Annotated in this window: 14 protein-coding genes and 1 pseudogene; 9 read left to right on the top strand and 6 right to left on the bottom strand. The window is 66.6% G+C overall.

All coding sequences use genetic code 11. The features are described 5' to 3' along the window. Window positions 1–219: 219 nt before the first annotated feature. From I2456_RS03025 to I2456_RS03015, 3 genes are all read right to left on the bottom strand, one after another. The gene (locus tag I2456_RS03025; RefSeq protein ID WP_085075627.1) at window positions 220–1,116 is read right to left on the bottom strand and encodes a class I SAM-dependent methyltransferase; all 897 of its coding nucleotides are present in this window, start codon (window positions 1,114–1,116) and stop codon (window positions 220–222) included. An 18-nt stretch (window positions 1,117–1,134) separates the two neighbouring features. Beyond that, window positions 1,135–2,718 (bottom strand): PPE family protein, encoded by a 1,584-nt coding sequence (locus I2456_RS03020; RefSeq protein WP_085075628.1) that lies wholly within the window; start codon window positions 2,716–2,718, stop codon window positions 1,135–1,137. 219 nt (window positions 2,719–2,937) lie between these two features. Beyond that, window positions 2,938–3,840: an oxygenase MpaB family protein gene (locus I2456_RS03015; RefSeq protein ID WP_085075629.1), complete on the bottom strand. Its 903-nt coding sequence runs from the start codon at window positions 3,838–3,840 to the stop codon at window positions 2,938–2,940. 82 nt (window positions 3,841–3,922) lie between these two features. Between I2456_RS03015 and I2456_RS03010 the strand changes: the two genes are divergently transcribed. Further along, a complete protein-coding gene (locus I2456_RS03010) occupies window positions 3,923–4,639 on the top strand; it encodes a TetR/AcrR family transcriptional regulator (RefSeq protein WP_085075630.1) in 717 nt (238 codons plus the stop codon). Here I2456_RS03010 and I2456_RS03005 read toward each other — a convergent pair. Together I2456_RS03005 and I2456_RS03000 are read right to left on the bottom strand one after the other, a co-directional pair. Next, a complete protein-coding gene (locus tag I2456_RS03005) occupies window positions 4,575–5,120 on the bottom strand; it encodes a hypothetical protein (RefSeq protein ID WP_085075631.1) in 546 nt (181 codons plus the stop codon). The two genes, I2456_RS03010 and I2456_RS03005, sit on opposite strands and share 65 nt — an antisense overlap. A gap of 29 nt (window positions 5,121–5,149) precedes the next feature. Then, window positions 5,150–5,737, bottom strand: a complete 588-nt coding sequence (locus I2456_RS03000; RefSeq protein WP_085075632.1) for a VOC family protein — start codon at window positions 5,735–5,737, stop codon at window positions 5,150–5,152. A gap of 76 nt (window positions 5,738–5,813) precedes the next feature. On the opposite strand from I2456_RS03000, the gene I2456_RS02995 reads away from it, so the two are divergent. Genes I2456_RS02995 through I2456_RS02980 form a run of 4 tightly spaced genes read left to right on the top strand, consistent with a single transcriptional unit; the run spans window position 5,814 to window position 10,756 of the window. Then, window positions 5,814–6,455 carry a TetR/AcrR family transcriptional regulator gene (locus I2456_RS02995; RefSeq protein ID WP_241007851.1) on the top strand — a complete coding sequence of 214 codons (642 nt, stop codon included), beginning with the start codon at window positions 5,814–5,816 and terminating at the stop codon, window positions 6,453–6,455. After that, complete coding sequence (locus I2456_RS02990) at window positions 6,452–7,585, top strand: alpha/beta fold hydrolase domain-containing protein (protein ID WP_085075634.1); 1,134 nt, start codon at window positions 6,452–6,454, stop codon at window positions 7,583–7,585. Before I2456_RS02995 ends, I2456_RS02990 begins: the two co-directional genes overlap by 4 nt. Next, the gene (locus tag I2456_RS02985; RefSeq protein ID WP_139823332.1) at window positions 7,576–8,532 is read left to right on the top strand and encodes a 2-hydroxyacid dehydrogenase; all 957 of its coding nucleotides are present in this window, start codon (window positions 7,576–7,578) and stop codon (window positions 8,530–8,532) included. Before I2456_RS02990 ends, I2456_RS02985 begins: the two co-directional genes overlap by 10 nt. Window positions 8,533–8,581: 49 nt before the next feature. Further along, complete coding sequence (locus I2456_RS02980) at window positions 8,582–10,756, top strand: acyl-CoA dehydrogenase family protein (RefSeq protein ID WP_085075636.1); 2,175 nt, start codon at window positions 8,582–8,584, stop codon at window positions 10,754–10,756. A gap of 227 nt (window positions 10,757–10,983) precedes the next feature. On the opposite strand, the pseudogene fadD2 reads toward I2456_RS02980, so the two are convergent. Then, window positions 10,984–12,660 (bottom strand): annotated as a pseudogene (fadD2, locus tag I2456_RS02975) (long-chain-fatty-acid--CoA ligase FadD2); the annotation flags it as partial. A 67-nt stretch (window positions 12,661–12,727) separates the two neighbouring features. Here fadD2 and I2456_RS02970 point away from each other — a divergent pair. The 4 genes from I2456_RS02970 to I2456_RS02955 all read left to right on the top strand — a co-directional run bounded on the left by I2456_RS02970 (window position 12,728) and on the right by I2456_RS02955 (window position 16,636). Continuing rightward, window positions 12,728–13,975: a DNA polymerase domain-containing protein gene (locus I2456_RS02970; RefSeq protein ID WP_085075637.1), complete on the top strand. Its 1,248-nt coding sequence runs from the start codon at window positions 12,728–12,730 to the stop codon at window positions 13,973–13,975. A 32-nt stretch (window positions 13,976–14,007) separates the two neighbouring features. Further along, window positions 14,008–15,012, top strand: a complete 1,005-nt coding sequence (locus tag I2456_RS02965) for an ABC transporter substrate-binding protein (protein WP_085075638.1) — start codon at window positions 14,008–14,010, stop codon at window positions 15,010–15,012. An 80-nt stretch (window positions 15,013–15,092) separates the two neighbouring features. After that, window positions 15,093–15,743 (top strand): 5-oxoprolinase subunit B family protein, encoded by a 651-nt coding sequence (locus tag I2456_RS02960; RefSeq protein WP_085075639.1) that lies wholly within the window; start codon window positions 15,093–15,095, stop codon window positions 15,741–15,743. A gap of 11 nt (window positions 15,744–15,754) precedes the next feature. Next, on the top strand, window positions 15,755–16,636 hold the full coding sequence (locus I2456_RS02955) for a 5-oxoprolinase/urea amidolyase family protein (RefSeq protein WP_085075640.1): 882 nt from the start codon (window positions 15,755–15,757) through the stop codon (window positions 16,634–16,636). Window positions 16,637–16,647: the final 11 nt, after the last annotated feature.

The raw sequence follows: 16,647 nt of genomic DNA, 5'->3' as shown, positions 1-16,647 counted from the left end.
TCATCGCCGTTCTCCGGCCCGGGGGGCGGTAACCAGCACATTTGGGATGTCGGTCATCCGCTCCTCCTCAGGGCTACGTCTCTCAGCTAGGCAGCCTACTGAACATGATTTTCATTATCAAAGGGGGATGCCCAATCTGTCGCCGCCACCACTAAGGAGTCGGGGGCGGGCCCGGCAAAGTTCCACAACGACTGATCCCAGTCCCGGCTCGAGTGCTCTTTAGGGCTTGGTGGCACTCACCAGCGTGTTGCGCGCGAACATCGACGCGGCTTCGGAATCCGGGCCGGGCACGGGTCGACCGACCTCGCGGAGATAGTCGTTCAATGGCGTACCGATGGCCGTCCAGCCTCGCGCACTGAACCATTCGGTGGCCGGGGCACAGCGCTCGTTATAGACCAGTTGGAAGAAGGGACTCTTGCCCTCGGCGGCGCGTTCTTCTTCCAGCCTGGCCTGGTACTCGTCGTCCGGAAGCGGCGCGCCGTCCTCGACGGCGACGTGGCTGCCCATACTGGCCAGCCGGTCGATCCCGGTGAACAGCTGCTCTTGGGCGGTGGCGGGCAGATAGATCAATAAGCCCTCGGCGATCCACGCCGAGAATTGGGTGGGGTCGAAGCCGCTGTCGATCAGGGCTTGCGGCCAATCGTCGCGCAGATCAATCGGAATCTCTCGCCGCTCGGCCTTCGGTTGCGCACCATGGCGAGACAAGACCTCGCGTTTGAACTCGAAGATCTGCGGTTGGTCGAGTTCGAACACCTTTGTTCCATCGGGCCACGGCAGCCGATAGGCGCGCGAGTCCAGCCCCGCCGCCAAGATGACGACCTGGCGCGCGCCGGCATCTGCGGCTCTGCGGAAGTACGCGTCGAAGTATTTGGTGCGCGCACCCTGGAACGTGACGAAGTGCGCACCGAAGTCGTCGCTGACGAGTTCATGGTCGGGCGCCTTGCCGTCGAGGACGTCGGCCCAGGTGCCGCCCACCGCGCGCACGAACAATTCCGCATAGGGGTCGACGGCCAGCGGGTCGGGCTTTTGGGCCTCCAGAGCCCGGGCGGTGGCTACGAAGAGCGCGGTCGATCCGACGCTCGTGGTGATGTCCCAGGTATCACGTTCACTACGCACGCACCCGACCCTACGCGGCTAGTTCTGCGGGGTGTCCCAAGTTCCGGGAAGCATCGGTGCGGTTGGGCCGGAATTGAACTCGTCACCGGCCAGCGTGGTCAGCCCTGCCACGTCGTCCACCGTCTGGTTGGGCAGCGTGCCGGCGAACCCAAGATTGCGGGCGCCGTGGTCGGAGGCCACGGGCCCGCCATCGGGCGGGTCGCCCCATTCCGGATCGACTCCGAGGTTCATGTGCTCGTCGGCGTGGTCGCGCAACGCCGCGCGGCGCCGCCGCCGGCGACGCGCCTGCTCGCGTGCAGCCGCCGCCTCCGAAGCCGCGGCGGAATCGGGTTCTGGCGCCTTCTTCTTGGCGCTCGCACTGGCACTGGCACTCATGCCGGAACCGAATCCGATGCCCGGACCACCGCCCACCAAGACCGGGAAGCCGAACCCGGCGGCTACTGGGGCTGGGGGCGGCGGCGGTGCTGCACTGGCGACCGTGCTCGCCACCGACACCGGAGCGGGGGCCGGTGCGGCAGGTGCGACCGAGGCGACCAGGCTCGGCGCCATTCCGGCAGCCGGCAACAACGTGGGCGCGGCGGCGCCACCCGGGGGCGTTATGACGGGCACGGCCGCAGGTTGAATCGCCGCCAGACCGGACAAGCCCGCGAAGCCGGTCGCCACGCCCAGATTCGAGACGACGCCGGTCATCGCGACCGCCAGCAACTGCGGGGATTGCACCAAGGGTGCGAGCTGGGCCAGGTGGGTGGGCCAGTCGAACTCGGCGAGTTCGACCACGTACTCGAGAGCCCCCGCCGGATTGGTGAACAGCTCCTGGACGAACGTCTCGAACTGCTGGCCGAATTCGAGGGACCGCACGACCCACCACAGTGGTTGTGTCGCGTCGGTGTAGTCGTGCATCGGGATACCGTTCATGGTCTCCTCGAGGGGATCCCAATTGACCTGCCCGCCGGTGAGCATGCGCAGCAGATCGGCAACCAAATAATCCAGTGGCGTCGGGTCACCGTGCTCATGACCCTCGTGCTCGCCTTCTTCGTGGTCGTGGTCGTTGTCTGCGGCTTCGGAGTGCAGAATCTGCGGCGCGGGCGAGGTAGGCGGCGTTGACATCAGTGCGGTGTCGGTGGTTGCTTCATAGGCGCTCATCGTGGTGGCCGCTTGCACCCACATCCGCACGTAATCAGCTTCGTTCAGCGCGATCGGGATGGTGTTGATGCCGAAGAAATTTGTCGCCACCAGCACGGCGTGGATGGCGTGGTTGGCGGCGAGTTCGGCCAGCGTGGGCATGGCGGCCAGGGCACTGGCGTAGGCGGCAGCGGCGATTTCGTGTTGGGCGGCCGCGCTCGCGCTGGTTGCGCCGGCCTGCGACAGCCAAGCTAGGTAGGGCAGATGGGCGGCCACGTACTGCTCAGCGCTGGGCCCCTGCCACGCCCCGCCCTGCACCGCTGCCAGCACCGCACTGAGTTCATCTGCCACCGCGGCGTATTCGGCGCTCAGGGTCGACCATTGTGCGGCGGCCGACAACACCGAGCCCGGCCCTGGCCCGTTGCTCAGCAAAGTCGAATGGAACTCCGGTGGTGAGGCCATCCAGATGGCAGACGTCATGGTCGTCGACCCGCGGCCAACTCGATCATGACTACCTCCCCGCCCTTGAACTGCGCGCTAGGGAGATTACTGAATGTGAAAATCGTTTTCAACACCACGTCAGCGACCGCCGTGTGCGCGCCGCATCGGGCGCACATACGAAGTTCTGGCAAATTTCACATGTGATACCTAAGCAGCGCGGGGGTCAGTTCTGCTCAGTACCGCCGCGCGACCGCGCCGCTAGACCAAGGGCTGGCCGGTTCTGATCCGCCGGTCCAGGTCCCAGAGCAACACATTGAACGGGAAGTGCCGCAGGAAGCCCGGCAGGAGGCGGTTGAGCGTGCCCAGCGTTGCCGTCAGCCGGTCGAAGCGTCGTTGCTTGGCGGCGTCCCACGGCAAGCGCATTTCGTCGCGGAATCGCTGGGGCAGGAAACCTGTGGTGATCAGCAGCGAGATGCTTTCCGACCGCTCTTGCAGCCAGCGCGGCAACCGCACACCCCGGATCCGGGACACCGCGATCGGATAGAGGTACTCACGGACGGCGTCGTCGATGTGCACCTTGTCCAGCGATTCCTGCCAGTACTTGTCGAACGCCGCCCGATCAGCCGGCCACATTTCCGGCGGCACCTGCAATGTGGTGCCCATGGTCATGCCTTCGCGGTAATGCCGATCGGCCTGCTCGTCGTCGATCTCTCCGACAAAGGTTCGGTAGATGTCGACTCCGCCCTTGTAGAGGCATGCGGCCACCCAGAGCTGCAGGTCGACGTCGAACGCGTTGTAGGAAACCGGGCTATCCGGCAGCGAATACACCTGTGCGTGTGCTCTATTGACCGCCCGGCGGTAGGCGGCCTTCTGCGCGTCGGTCCCGGCGGTCGCCACCGCCAGGTAGGTGAAGGTGGTGCGCGCCCGCTTGATCGGATGCAGATCGACCCGTCCGCTTTCGACCCGACTCTCCATCACGCCGTAGCCGACACCGGGCCGGGCGAGCTGCATGATGACGTTGGCCGGGCCGGCCAACAGCGCCACGCCCATGAGCGCGTCGTCGAAGTCGGCATGTCTGCGGGCTGGCGCACAACGTGGCGGGTCGGCCATCGGCCGCTCGACATGCGGCAGCGGCCGGTGCGTCGTTTCCTGGATCGTCATGACATCGCTCCCGCCGCACTGACCGCTAATTCTGGTAACACCTGTTTCCCGATATTGGCGCTACCCTAGCGTGGTGTCAAGAGTGGCTCATGAGCAGTCCGCGGACACCTCCAGCGCGCGGCCCTACCGGGGCGTGGAGCCGGCCGAGCGGCTGGCCGTGCGCCGGCGCCAGTTGCTAGCCGCCGGGCTCGATGTGCTGGGGGCCGACGACCACGACATCGCCGAGTTGACCGTGCGCGGGATCTGCCGGCGCGCCGGGCTTTCGGCGCGCTACTTCTACGAAAGCTTCGCCGACAAGGACGAATTGGTCAGCGGTGTGTTCGACTGGGTGATCGCCGAACTGGTCACCACCACGCAGGCGGCGGTTGCCGCGGTACCGCCGCACGAACAGAGCCGCGCGGGCATGGCCAACATCGTGCGGACCGTCGCCGAAGACGCTCGCATCGGGCGCCTGCTGTTCAGCACCAAACTGGCCAATGCCGTGATCATGCGCAAGCGCGCCGAATCCAGTGCCCTGTTCGCCATGCTGTCTGGCCAGCATGCGGTGGACAGCCTGCGCGCGCCGGCAAATGACCGCGTCAAAGCCGGCGCTCACTTTGCCGTGGGTGGCGTAGGGCAGACGATCAGCGCATGGCTGGCCGGCGATGTGCGCATGGCGCCCGACGAGTTCGCCGATCACCTGGCCTCGCTGCTCGACGAACTGACCAAGCCGAGCCTCTATTCGGGCGACACCGTCACGGCAGCAGCGGCAGCTGCCACAGCCGCCGGTCCGGATCGACCAGCACCCGGGCCTGACTGAGGCGCAACACTCGAAGGGCGCCGCCGATCAGCAGGAACGCCATCGGCACCTGGATCAGCATGGCCGTGATCACCGACAACCACGCATCTTCGGGCCCGGCGGTCATCAGGTCGAACCAGGCGTCGCAGATCAGCAGCACGCCAGTGGTGAACCCGGTCAACAGCAGCAGCAGGCGGCGCAGATAACCGAAGATGGCCGTCGCGGCCATGAAACACATCAGCAGGATGTCGAACCCGATCCAGGTGACGGGCCAGTTATGGGCGACGTATTTCTGCGGCAGCGTCGTCGCCAGGTAGCCGATCCACGGAATCATCACGATGCAGCCACCGACGATCAGGCTCAGGCGGATCTTGCGCATGCGGTCGAGAGCCTGAGGGTCTTCCAGTTCTTCTACGGGCAACTCGAGCCGGATGATCAGGTCTCGCCGCTGCGCGGGCGTCATCGCCGCAATCTGCAGATCGGTCAAGATGGCTTGGGTCATGGCACTTGTTTTCCCCGCCGCGGGCGGTTCTAACGGTCAGCGCCAGCCGTCACCGCAGGCCGGCGGTCAGCCGCCGTCTTCGGCACGGCCTGCGTGTCGTTGTCGGCGAATTCTTTAGTCCAACAGGCGAATTCCAGGGTGATGCCGTCGGGGTCCTGGAAGTAGAAGGAGCGCACGTACACCCCGGGGTGCACGGTCGCCGAGACCTGCATCGGACTTTCGTCGTGGTTGAGGATCGGGCCCACCCGCACGCCTTTGTCTTTCAGGCGTTGGCGGTAGGCGTCGAACTTCTCGGCGGGCACATGGAATGCGAGGTGGTTCATGGTGCTGACCGCGCTGGTGATGTCGCCGATACCCGGGATGGCACCCGGTGACGAGACGCCCGGTACCCGGTCGGGCGCGTCGGCGAACCAGAAGAACGCCACGCAGTCACCGTTGCCGGCGTCGAAGAAGAAGTGCTGGCCGGCGCCGCCGGGCAGATCCAGCGACTTGATCAGCGGCATGCCCAGGATGTTGCGGTAGAAGTCGACGGTGGCCGCCATGTCTGAGCACACCAGGGCGACGTGATTGATCCCGCCGAGTTCGAATTCCGTGTTCGTGTTGTGCGGCTTGATCATGTCACCACTCCCATCTGGCCAAGCGATGATTCTGAATCTAACATCAGGTTCAGTTTCCCGGGAAGGTGCGCCGCTGTTGACGAGGTCCGATCACAGGTCCGGTCCGGCGAAACATCCGCCGCACTTCCCCACGCACCGCGGCCGCCGCACCCAAGCCGCCATCGACAACGCCGCCCGCACGGTCATCGCCCGCAAGGGCTTCCTGGCCACCACCATTGCCGACATCGCCGCCGAAGCCGGCCGATCGGCCGCGTCCTTCTACAACTATTACGACTCCAAAGAGGCGATGGTCCGCCAGTGGGCCATGCGCTTTCGCGACGAAGCCAACGAACGGGCGGCGTCGGTGACCCGACACGGAATGTCGGATCGTGAGCGCGCGTATGAGGCCGCCGCCGCCCACTGGCAGACCTACCGCCACCGCCTGGCGGAGATCATCAGCGTTTCCCAGCTGGCGATGGTCAACGAAGACTTCGCCGAATACTGGGCGCAGATGTGCGCCATCCCGATCTCGTTCATCGCCGAAACGGTCCGACGCGCCCAAGCCGAGGGCCACTGCGCCGACGATGATCCCGACCTCATCGCCGAAGCGATCGTGGCGATGTTCAACCAGTTCTGCTACATCCAACTCAGTGGCGGCAAGGAGCCCGACGACCAGGCCTGCATCCGGACGCTGGCCAACATCTATTACCGCGCTATCTTCGGAGGATCGCTGAATTGACCCGTCCTACCGGCGCCCCCGGGGTGCTTCGCGAGTTCGTCGGGCTGCCATCGCGCACGGCTGGGCGGGCCGGCGCCGGCGGCCACCCCTGCCAGGGGCTCTACCACCGAGGGGTAGGACACCAGCCCAAGGTGGCGATGATCGCCACGCATTACCAAATCGACTTCTCCGAGCACTACCTCGCCGACTACCTGGCCACCCGCGGCATCGGGTTCCTGGGCTGGAACACCAGGTTTCGCGGCTTCGAGTCCAGCTTCATGCTCGATCACGCGCTGGTCGACATCGGAGTCGGGGTGCACTGGTTGCGCGAAGAGCAGGGCGTGGAAGTGGTGATCTTGCTTGGCAATTCCGGTGGCGGCTCGTTGATGGCCGCCTACCAGTCGCAGGCGGTCGAGCCCAATGTGACTGCGCTGGAAGGCATGCGGCCCGCCGAGGGGTTGACGGAGTTGCCCGCGGCGGACGGGTACGTGGCCACCGCGGCACACCCCGGCCGCCCGGAGGTCCTGACGGCCTGGATGGACGCCGCCGTGGTCGACGAGACCGACCCGGTCGCCACCGACCCAGACCTCGACCTGTTCGACCCGGGTAACGGCCCCCCGTACGCACCGGAGTTCCTGCGCCGTTATCGCGCAGCCCAAACCGCGCGCAACCACGCCATCACCGACTGGGCCGAATCCGAGCTCAAACGCGTTCGCGCCGCGGGCTTCTCGGATCGGCCGTTCACAGTGATGCGCACCTGGGCCGATCCCCGCATGGTCGACCCCACCATTGAGCCCACCAAACGCGAGCCCAACATGTGTTACGCGGGCACTCCGGTGCGGGCCAACCGGTCCGCGCGGGGTATCGCGGCGGCGTGCACGGTGCGCAACTGGCTGGGGATGTGGAGCCTTCGGGTGGCACAGACCCGGGCCGAGCCACATTTGAACCGCATCACCTGCCCCGCGCTGGTGATCAATGCCGAGGCCGACACCGGCGTCTTCCCGTCAGACGCCCAGCGCATCTACGACGCCTTGGCCAGCACCGACAAAGCCCGGGCCTCGATCGACAGCGACCACTACTTCACCACCCCGGGCGCCCGCGGCGAACAGGCCGACCTCATCACCGAGTGGATCACCCAGCGGTGGCCCTAAGAGTCCTTGCCCACTTCGTGCCCGGCGCGAAGGTGCTCGAATACCTTGCCGACGAAGCGGATTGGCTCGACATTCGCTGGTGTGCCGAGCAAGACGACCCCACGTTCTACCGTGAGTTACCCGAAGCCGACGTGATTTGGCATGTGCTGCGCCCACTTTCGGCCGCCGATCTGCGCCGCGGCGCACGACTGAGGCTGGTCCACAAACTCGGCGCCGGCGTGAACACCATCGACGTCGACGCCGCCACCGAGTGCGGTATCGCGGTCGCGAACATGCCGGGCGCCAACGCGCCTTCGGTGGCCGAGGGCACGGTGCTGATGATGCTGGCCGCGCTGCGTCGGCTGCCGCAGCTTGATCGCGCGATCCGTCAGGGCCGGGGCTGGCCGGCCGACCCGGCGCTGGGCGAGACGGTGCGCGACATCGGCGGTTGCACCGTGGGCCTGATCGGCTACGGCAACATCGCCAAACGTGTGGAATCCATCCTCGCCGCGATGGGAGCAACGGTGCTGCACACCAGCACCGGCGACGACGGGCGTCCGTCCTGGCGGCCCCTGCCGGAGTTGCTGGCGGCCAGCGACATCGTCTCGCTGCACCTGCCGTTGACCGCGGCCAGCCATCACCTGCTCGATGCCGAGGCGCTCGGGTCGATGAAATCGACCGCGGTGCTTGTCAATACGTCGCGCGGCGCCATCGTCGACGAGGCGGTGCTCGCCGATGCGCTGCGCGGTGGCCGCCTGGCCGCCGCGGGACTGGACGTGTTCGACGTCGAACCGGTGCAACCGGACAACCCGTTACTCGGCCTGGACAATGTGGTGCTGACCCCGCACGTCACCTGGTACACCGCCGACACGATGCGGCGCTATCTGACCGAGGCGGTGGCGAACTGCCGTCGGCTGCGCGACGGCCAGCGGCTAGCCAACGTGGTCAACCAACCGGCCGGTTTGTAGGTTGGAAGGTGCTGGGCTCAACGGCGCCGAAAGCATGGGAAGGCGAACAATGCCGATCGCGATAACTCCTGAGCATCAAGACCTGGCCGAGTCGGTGCGGTCCCTGGTGGCGCGGGTGGCGCCGTCGGAGGTGTTGCACGCCGCCATGGAGGCTGCGGTGGACAATCCGCCACCGTATTGGCAAGCCGCCGCCGATCAGGGATTGCAAGGGGTGCATCTGGCCGAGTCCGTCGGCGGACAGGGTTTCGGCATCTTGGAGCTCGCGGTGGTGCTCGCCGAGTTCGGGTACGGCGCCGTCCCCGGGCCGTTCGTGCCGTCGGCGATCGCCAGCGCGCTGATCGCCGCGCACGACCCCGACGCCAAGGTGCTTGCCGACCTGGCGTCCGGTGCCGCCATCGCGGCCTACGCGCTGGACTCCACGTTGACCGCAACCCGCCACGGTGATGCCCTGGTGATTCGCGGGGAGGTTCGCGCGGTTCCGGCGGCCGCACAGGCGTCGGTGCTGGTGTTGCCGGTGGCGATCGACAGCGGCGAGGAATGGGTGCTGCTGCCCGCCGAGGAACTCGAGATCGAACCGGTACGCAGCCTGGACCCCTTGCGGCCGGTTGCCCACGTCCGGGTCAACGCCGTCGAGATCGGCGACGACGCGGTGCTGAGCAATCTGAGCATGGCGACCGCGCATGCGTTGATGACCACGTTGCTCTCGGCCGAAGCCGTGGGCGTGGCGCGCTGGGCGACGGATACCGCGACGGAATACGCCAAGATCCGCGAACAGTTCGGCCGGCCGATCGGCCAGTTCCAGGCCATCAAGCACAAGTGCGCGGAGATGGTCGCCGATACCGAGCGCGCCACCGCAGCGGTGTGGGACGCCGCCCGCGCGATCGACGAGGCATCCGGGTTCGAGTTCGCCGCGGCGGTGGCCGCGACGCTGGCTCCTGCCGCCGCTCAGCGCTGCGCCCAGGACTGCATCCAGGTGCACGGCGGCATCGGCTTCACCTGGGAACACGACACCAACGTCTATTACCGCCGCGCGCTGATGCTGGCGGCCAGCTTCGGTCGCTCTTCGGAATACCCGCAACGCGTCGTGGACGTGGCGACCACCAGCGGCATGCGCCCGGTCAACATCGACCTGGACCCGGAGACGGAGAAGCTGCGCGCCGAGATCCGCGCCGAGGTCACCGCCTTGAAGGACATGAGCGACCGCGAGGCGCGCAAGGTCGCGATCGCCGAAGCCGGGTGGGTGCTGCCGTATCTGCCCAAGCCGTGGGGCCGGGCGTCCAACCCCGTCGAGCAGGTCATCATCGCCCAGGAGTTCACCTCCGGACGGGTCAAGCGGCCGCAGGTCGGCATCGCCGCCTGGATCATTCCGTCGATCGTCGCGTTCGGTACCGACGAGCAGCAACAACGGTTCCTGCCGCCCACCTTTCGGGGCGAAATGATCTGGTGCCAGCTGTTCTCCGAGCCGGGTGCCGGTTCTGATCTGGCCGGCCTGTCAACCAAGGCAACCCGGGTCGACGGCGGCTGGCGCATCACCGGACAGAAGATCTGGACCACCGCAGCGCAGTATTCGCAGTGGGGCGCCCTGCTGGCCAGAACGGACCCCGACGCGCCGAAACACAACGGCATCACGTACTTCCTGCTGGACATGAAAAGCGAAGGCGTGCAAGTCAAGCCGTTGCGTGAGCTCACCGGTCACGAGATGTTCAACACCGTCTACATCGACGACGTGTTCGTGCCCGACGACTGTGTGCTCGGCGAAGTGAATCGGGGCTGGGAGGTCAGCCGCAACACGTTGACCGCAGAACGCGTGTCGATCGGCAGCAGCGAAGCCAACTTCCTGGCCACCCTGGCCGAGTTCGTGGAATTCGTCCGCGACGGACAGTTCGACCAGGTGGCCCGGCACCGCGCCGGGCAGTTGATCGCCGAGGGGCATGCCGCCAAGCTGCTCAACCTACGTTCCACCTTGCTGACGATCGCCGGCGGTGACGCGATGCCCTCGGCGGCCATCTCGAAGTTGTTGTCCATGCGCACCGGCCAGGGCTACGCCGAGTTCGCGGTGGCGTCCTTCGGGACGGATGCCGCGATCGGCGACACCGACGAGTTGCCGGGTAAGTGGGGTGAGTACCTGCTGGCCAGCCGGGCCACCACGATTTACGGCGGCACGTCGGAAGTGCAGCTCAACATCATCGCCGAACGGTTGCTCGGCCTGCCCCGCGACCCGTAACGGACCCCGGACGACTACTCGGCTTTTTCGCTCTCCTTGTCGGCTTTGTCGTCCTTCTTGTCGGCTCCGTCCGCCTTGGCCTTGTCGTCCTTGTCGTCCTTCTTGTCGGCTTCGTCGGTCTTGGCCTTGTCGGCCCCGTCCTTGGCCTTGCCGCCTCCGTCGGCCTTCGACTTGCTGTCGGACTTACTCTTGCCGCCCTTGCCGCCACTGCCGGAGTCCTCCGGATCCATCTCGCGCAGTTCGCGCTTGAGGATCTTGCCGGTGGGGTTGCGCGGCAGTTCGTCGAGGAAGATCACTTCGCGAGGCACCTTGTACCGGGCCAGGTGATCGCGGACATAGTGCTTGAGGGTGTCCTCGTCGACGTCGGCGTCGCCCTTCTTGACCACGAACGCCCGCAGCCGGTGACCCCACTCCTTGTCCTCGACCCCGATAGCGGTGGCCTCCACCACGTCCGGGTGGCCGTTGAGCAAGTCCTCGACCTCGGCCGGGAACACGTTCTCGCCGCCGGAGACGATCATCTCGTCGTCGCGCCCGCTGATGTAGAGCAGACCGTCGTCACCGAAGTAGCCCACGTCGCCGGAGGACAGCAGACCGTCGATGATCTGCTTCTTCCCGCCGCCGGTGTAACCCTCGAACGGGAAGGCGTTGCCCACGAAGATCCGCCCGATCTCGCCCTGCGGCAGTTCCTTGCCGTTGTCGTCGTAGATCTTGACCTTCACACCCTTGACGACGGGACCCACCGTCGACGAGTTGTGTTGCAGGTGCTTGGGTTCGGCGATGGTGGCGAAGGCGATCTCGGTCGAGCCGTACATGTTGTAGATCACCGGGCCCAGGTCCTCGAGCGCACGTTCGGCGAGGTCGGCGCCCAGCGCCGATCCGGAGACGAAGACGATCTTCAGAGTGGACAGGTCGGGCTTTTTGTCCATCTTCTCGATCGCATCGAGGATCCGGGACAGCATCACCGGCACCACCACCATGGCGGTGACCTTGTGCTTCTCGATGTCCTCGAGCACCAGCGGCGGCTTGAACTTGCGCCGCAGCACCAGCGTCGAGCCCAGGAACATCGCGATGGTGCCATGCAGGAAACCCAGGGCATGGAACATCGGGGCGGGCAGCGAGGTCACCTCGTTGGCCTTGAACGGGACGTGCGACAGGATGCCGCCGACCGGCGCCAAGGTGGGTGGGGTGCTGCGGTTGGCGCCCTTCGGGGTGCCGGTGGTACCGCTGGTCAGAATGATGATCGACGCATGCCTACTGGCCTTCGGGGCCGGGTCCTTGCTGCTGCGTTCGATCAGGTCGGCCAGCGTCTCGTCCTTGCTGCCCGAGGACTCGTCACTGTCCGGGTTGGTTCCCAGCGCGCGTAGCTTGCCCAGCTCCGGCTCGGCTTTCTGGACAGCCTTGGTGTACTCGTCGTCGTAGATGATCAGTTTGGCGTCCTCGCGCTCGGACACCTCCTTGATCTGCGGACCGGAGAACTCGCTGTTGAGCAGGATGATGCGGGCACCCACCCGGGCGGCGCCGAAGTAGGCGATCAAGAACCAACGACTGTTGCGGGCCAGGATGGCCACCCCGTCGCCGCCCTTGACGCCTTTTTCGATCAGGCCGTTGGCCACGGCGTGCGCGGCCTCGTCGAGCTCTTTGAAGGTGAACTCGCCGTCGTCGTCAATGCACGCCGCCCGGTCGGGGTGGCGCCGGGCGTTGAGCGACGGCAGCATGCCGAACTCGCCCCACTTACGGATCTCGACAGCCATGGCCGCGTAGTTTTGCGGCGGCTCGAGCCGGAAGGCACCCGACTCGAAGATTTTCCGCACGTAGTGCAGTTCGGCTGCGCCGCGTTCGACGTACTGCTGAATCTTGGAGACAGCTTGACCGGGCAGCCCAGGCAGGTCACTGAGGTTAGGCATGAGTTCACCATATGTGACGGGCGTCGCACTGCTGTCAAGAAGCCTCCCCGAATTACAGTGGACTTCCATGGCCCGCCCGGTGTCGCTCGAGATTGCTGGGCGTGAGGTCGCCATCACCCACCCGGACAAAGTCATCTTCCCCGAGCACGGCGGCCGGCCCGGCCTGACGAAGCTGGATCTGGTCCGCTACTACCTGTCGGTGGCCGACGGGGCGTTACGGGGTGTGGCCGGACGCCCGATGATCCTCAAACGCTTCGTCAAGGGCATCTCGGTGGAGGCGGTGTTCCAGAAGCGTGCGCCGGCGAACCGGCCGGGATGGGTCGACGTCGCCGAACTCCATTACGCCTCAGGCACATCGGCCGCCGAGGCGGTCATCCATGACGCCCCTGGACTGGCGTGGGTGATCAACCTGGGCTGCGTCGACCTCAATCCGCATCCCGTCCTGGCCGGGGACCTTGACCACCCCGACGAACTTCGCGTCGACCTGGACCCGATGCCCGGCGTGGACTGGCAGCGGATCCTGGCTGTCGCGCTGGTGACCCGCGAGGTGCTCGAGGACTACGGGCTGGTTCCGTGGCCCAAGACGTCGGGCTCCCGCGGCTTTCACATCTACGCCCGGATCGCCCCGCGGTGGCCCTTCAAGCAGGTCCGGCTGGCCGCACAGACAATCGCGCGGGAAGTCGAACGGCGCGCACCCGAGCTGGCCACCAGCCGGTGGTGGAAAGAAGAACGCGAGGGCGTCTTCGTCGACTTCAACCAGAACGCCAAGGACCGCACGGTCGCGTCGGCCTACTCGGTGCGGGCCACTCCGGACGCGCGGGTGTCCACCCCGCTGCACTGGGATGAGGTGGCCACCTGCCGGCCCGAGGCCTTCACCATTGCGACCGTGCCGGATCGATTCGCCGATGTCGGCGACCCCTGGGCGGGCATGGATGACGCGGTCGGGGGGCTGGATCAATTGCTGGCGCTGGCCGAAGAGCTGGGTCCCCCGGAGAAGGCGCCGAGGGGGTCGCGAAAGTCCGCCGATGGCCGGCGCCAGTCCTCGATGCCGCTGATCGAGGTCGCCCGGACCAAGACCAAGGACGAGGCGATGGCCGCGCTGGACGTCTGGCGCGAGCGTCATCCCGCCGCGGCCGAACGGCTGCAGCCCGCCGATGTGCTGGTCGACGGGATGCGCGGACCCAGCTCGATCTGGTACCGGATCCGCATCAACCTGCAGCATGTGCCGGCCGAACAGCGGCCGCCGCAGGAGGAGCTGATCGCCGACTACAGCCCTTGGGTGGGCTACCAGCCCAAGCCGCGGCCAAGTAACTGACCACTGCGTCAGACACGCGATACTCTCACGCTGTGCACAAGGGATGGAGTCGGCGGGGATTCTTGCACGTCGCCGGGGCTGCAGGACTTCTCGCAACCGGGGCCACCGGATCCCTCTCGGGATGCTCCAAACCCAAGCCGCCCCCGGGTACGGCGGGTGGCGATGCGGTGACGGTCAACCACCTTTTCGGTCAGACCGTCATCAAGCAACCACCGAAGCGGGTAGTCAGTGCCGGCTACACCGAGCAGGACGACTTGCTGGCGGTCGGCGTCGTCCCGATCGCGGTGACCAACTGGTTCGGCGACCAACCGTTCGCGGTATGGCCCTGGGCCCAGCCAAAACTGGGCTCCGCGCAGCCCGTTGTGCTCAACTTGGACAACGGGATTCCCGTCGAACAGATCGGCGGACTCAAACCTGACCTGATCGTGGCCATCAACGCCGGTCTGGACGCCGACACCTATCAGAAGCTGTCGGCCATCGCCCCGACGCTCGCCCAATCCGAGGGGGACGCGTTCTTCGAGCCGTGGAAGGACCAGGCCACCGCCATCGGCACGGCGGTGTTCCAGGCCGACCAGATGAAGTCGCTGATCGGCGCCGTCGACCAGAGATTCACCGACATCGCCGCGAAAAACCAGCAGTGGAAGGGCAAGAAAGCGCTGCTGCTGCAGGGCCGGTTGTGGCAAGGCAGTGTGATCGCGACGCCCGGCGGCTGGCGAACCGACTTCCTCAATCAGATGGGCCTGATCATCGCCGACAGCATCAAGCCCTTCGTCGCCTCCAACCGCGCAGTCATCCCGCGCGAGCAGATCAAACCGGTGCTCGATTCGGCCGACGTGGTGATCTGGACCACCGAGAGCCCCGAGGAGCAGCATGCATTGCTGGCCGACCCCGAAGTGGCGGGCGCCCAGGCCACCGTCCAGAACCGGCACATCTTCACCAGCAAGGATCTGGCCGGGGCGATCGCCTTCAGCTCGCCGCTGAGCTATCCCGTCGTGGCCGATCAACTACCACCCTTGATCGGCAAAATCCTGGGCTGAGTGAGCTTTCGGTAAGGCAGCTCTGGCAGTGCTCGAAGATTCCTGGCGGAGCCGCCGAATCCGGCATTACCTTGAAAACTATGAGCGTGACGGAGTCCTCCATGGAGCCGGCACTGGCGTGCGACGTCCTCGACTACGGCGACCGAGCGCTCATGTTGCAATGTCGGGACACCACAGCGGTTTTGGCGTGGACGGAGGCGCTGCGCGGGGCCGCGTTGCCCGGTGTGGTCGACATCGTTCCCGGCTCGCAAACCGTGCTGGTGAAGCTGGCCGAGCCTCGCCATCAGGGCCTCACCCGCCAGCGGATCCGCAGATTGCGCGTGGTCGGGTCCGACGCGGCGGCCACCGGGAACGACGAGATCGTCATCGACGTCGTCTACGACGGGCCGGATCTGGCTGAGGTCGCCGAGCACACCGGCTTGACGACCGCGCAAGTGATCAACGCGCACACCGCAACCCGGTGGCGAGTGGGGTTCAGCGGCTTCGCTCCCGGCTTTGCCTATCTGATCGACGGCGACCCGCGGCTACGGGTGCCACGCCGGGCCGAACCACGGACATCGGTGCCCGCCGGTTCCGTCGCCCTCGCGGGCGAATTCAGCGCGGTCTATCCGCGGCAATCACCCGGTGGCTGGCAGCTCATCGGCCACACCGAGGCGGTCCTGTGGGACATCGATCGACCCAACCCCGCACTGTTGACGCCGGGAATGTGGGTACGGTTTCGCGCCGCATAGGAGGCTTTGCCGTGACGACATTGGAAATCCTGCGCAGCGGACCGATGGCCATCGTCCAGGATCTGGGCCGGCCCGGTCTGGCGCATCTCGGTGTGGGCCGGTCCGGGGCTGCCGATCGGCGCTCCCACACTCTGGCCAACCGGCTGGTTGCCAACCCGGACGACCGGGCCACCGTGGAAGTGACGCTGGGCGGTTTCGCCGCCCGGGTTTGCGGCGGTGACCTCGACATCGCTGTGACCGGTGCCGACGCCGATCCGACTGTCGATGGAAACATCTTCGGTAACAACAGCATTCACCACGTCCACGACGGCCAGGTGATCTCCTTGACCACACCGCGCGCCGGCCTGCGCACCTATCTGGCGGTGCGCGGTGGCATCTGCGTCAAGCCGGTGCTCGGCTCCCGCAGTTATGACGTGATGTCGGCGATCGGGCCGTCGCCGCTGCGTACCGGAGACGTGCTGCCCGTCGGCGATCACACCGCCGACTACCCAGAACTCGATCAGGCCGCGGTCGCCGCCATCACCGACGACGTGGTCGAGTTGCTGGCGGTCCCCGGGCCGCGCGACGACTGGTTCGTCGACCCCGACGCTTTGGTCCACACCGTCTGGGTGGCCTCCGACCGCAGCGACCGAGTCGGTATGCGGTTGAGCGGCCGACCGCTGCGACACCGCAACCCGGACCGGCAACTGCCCAGCGAGGGCCTCACCCGCGGCGCAATTCAGGTGCCGCCCAACGGACTACCGGTGATCTTGGGTCCGGACCACCCGCTCACCGGCGGCTATCCGGTCATCGGTGTGGTGATCGACGAGGACATCGACAAGGTCGCCCAGGTGCGTCCGGGCCAGCGCGTGCAACTGCACTGGGCGAGACCCCGGCGCCCACCCGAGTGGTAAGAGCCGGCACG

This window comes from Mycobacterium kubicae (assembly GCF_015689175.1).
GTDB lineage: Bacteria > Actinomycetota > Actinomycetes > Mycobacteriales > Mycobacteriaceae > Mycobacterium > Mycobacterium kubicae.
The sequence above is the reverse complement of the archived record's forward strand: the minus strand, read 5'-3'. Positions and strand labels throughout refer to the sequence as shown.

Coding starts and splice junctions, on each gene's coding strand:
- I2456_RS03005 (WP_085075631.1), bottom strand. CDS start 5,120: ATGACCCAAGCCATCTTGACCGATCTGCAGATTGCGGCGATGACGCCC.
- I2456_RS03015 (WP_085075629.1), bottom strand. CDS start 3,840: ATGACGATCCAGGAAACGACGCACCGGCCGCTGCCGCATGTCGAGCGG.
- I2456_RS02980 (WP_085075636.1), top strand. CDS start 8,582: ATGCCGATCGCGATAACTCCTGAGCATCAAGACCTGGCCGAGTCGGTG.
- I2456_RS03020 (WP_085075628.1), bottom strand. CDS start 2,718: ATGACGTCTGCCATCTGGATGGCCTCACCACCGGAGTTCCATTCGACT.
- I2456_RS02970 (WP_085075637.1), top strand. CDS start 12,728: ATGGCCCGCCCGGTGTCGCTCGAGATTGCTGGGCGTGAGGTCGCCATC.
- I2456_RS02960 (WP_085075639.1), top strand. CDS start 15,093: ATGAGCGTGACGGAGTCCTCCATGGAGCCGGCACTGGCGTGCGACGTC.
- I2456_RS03000 (WP_085075632.1), bottom strand. CDS start 5,737: ATGATCAAGCCGCACAACACGAACACGGAATTCGAACTCGGCGGGATC.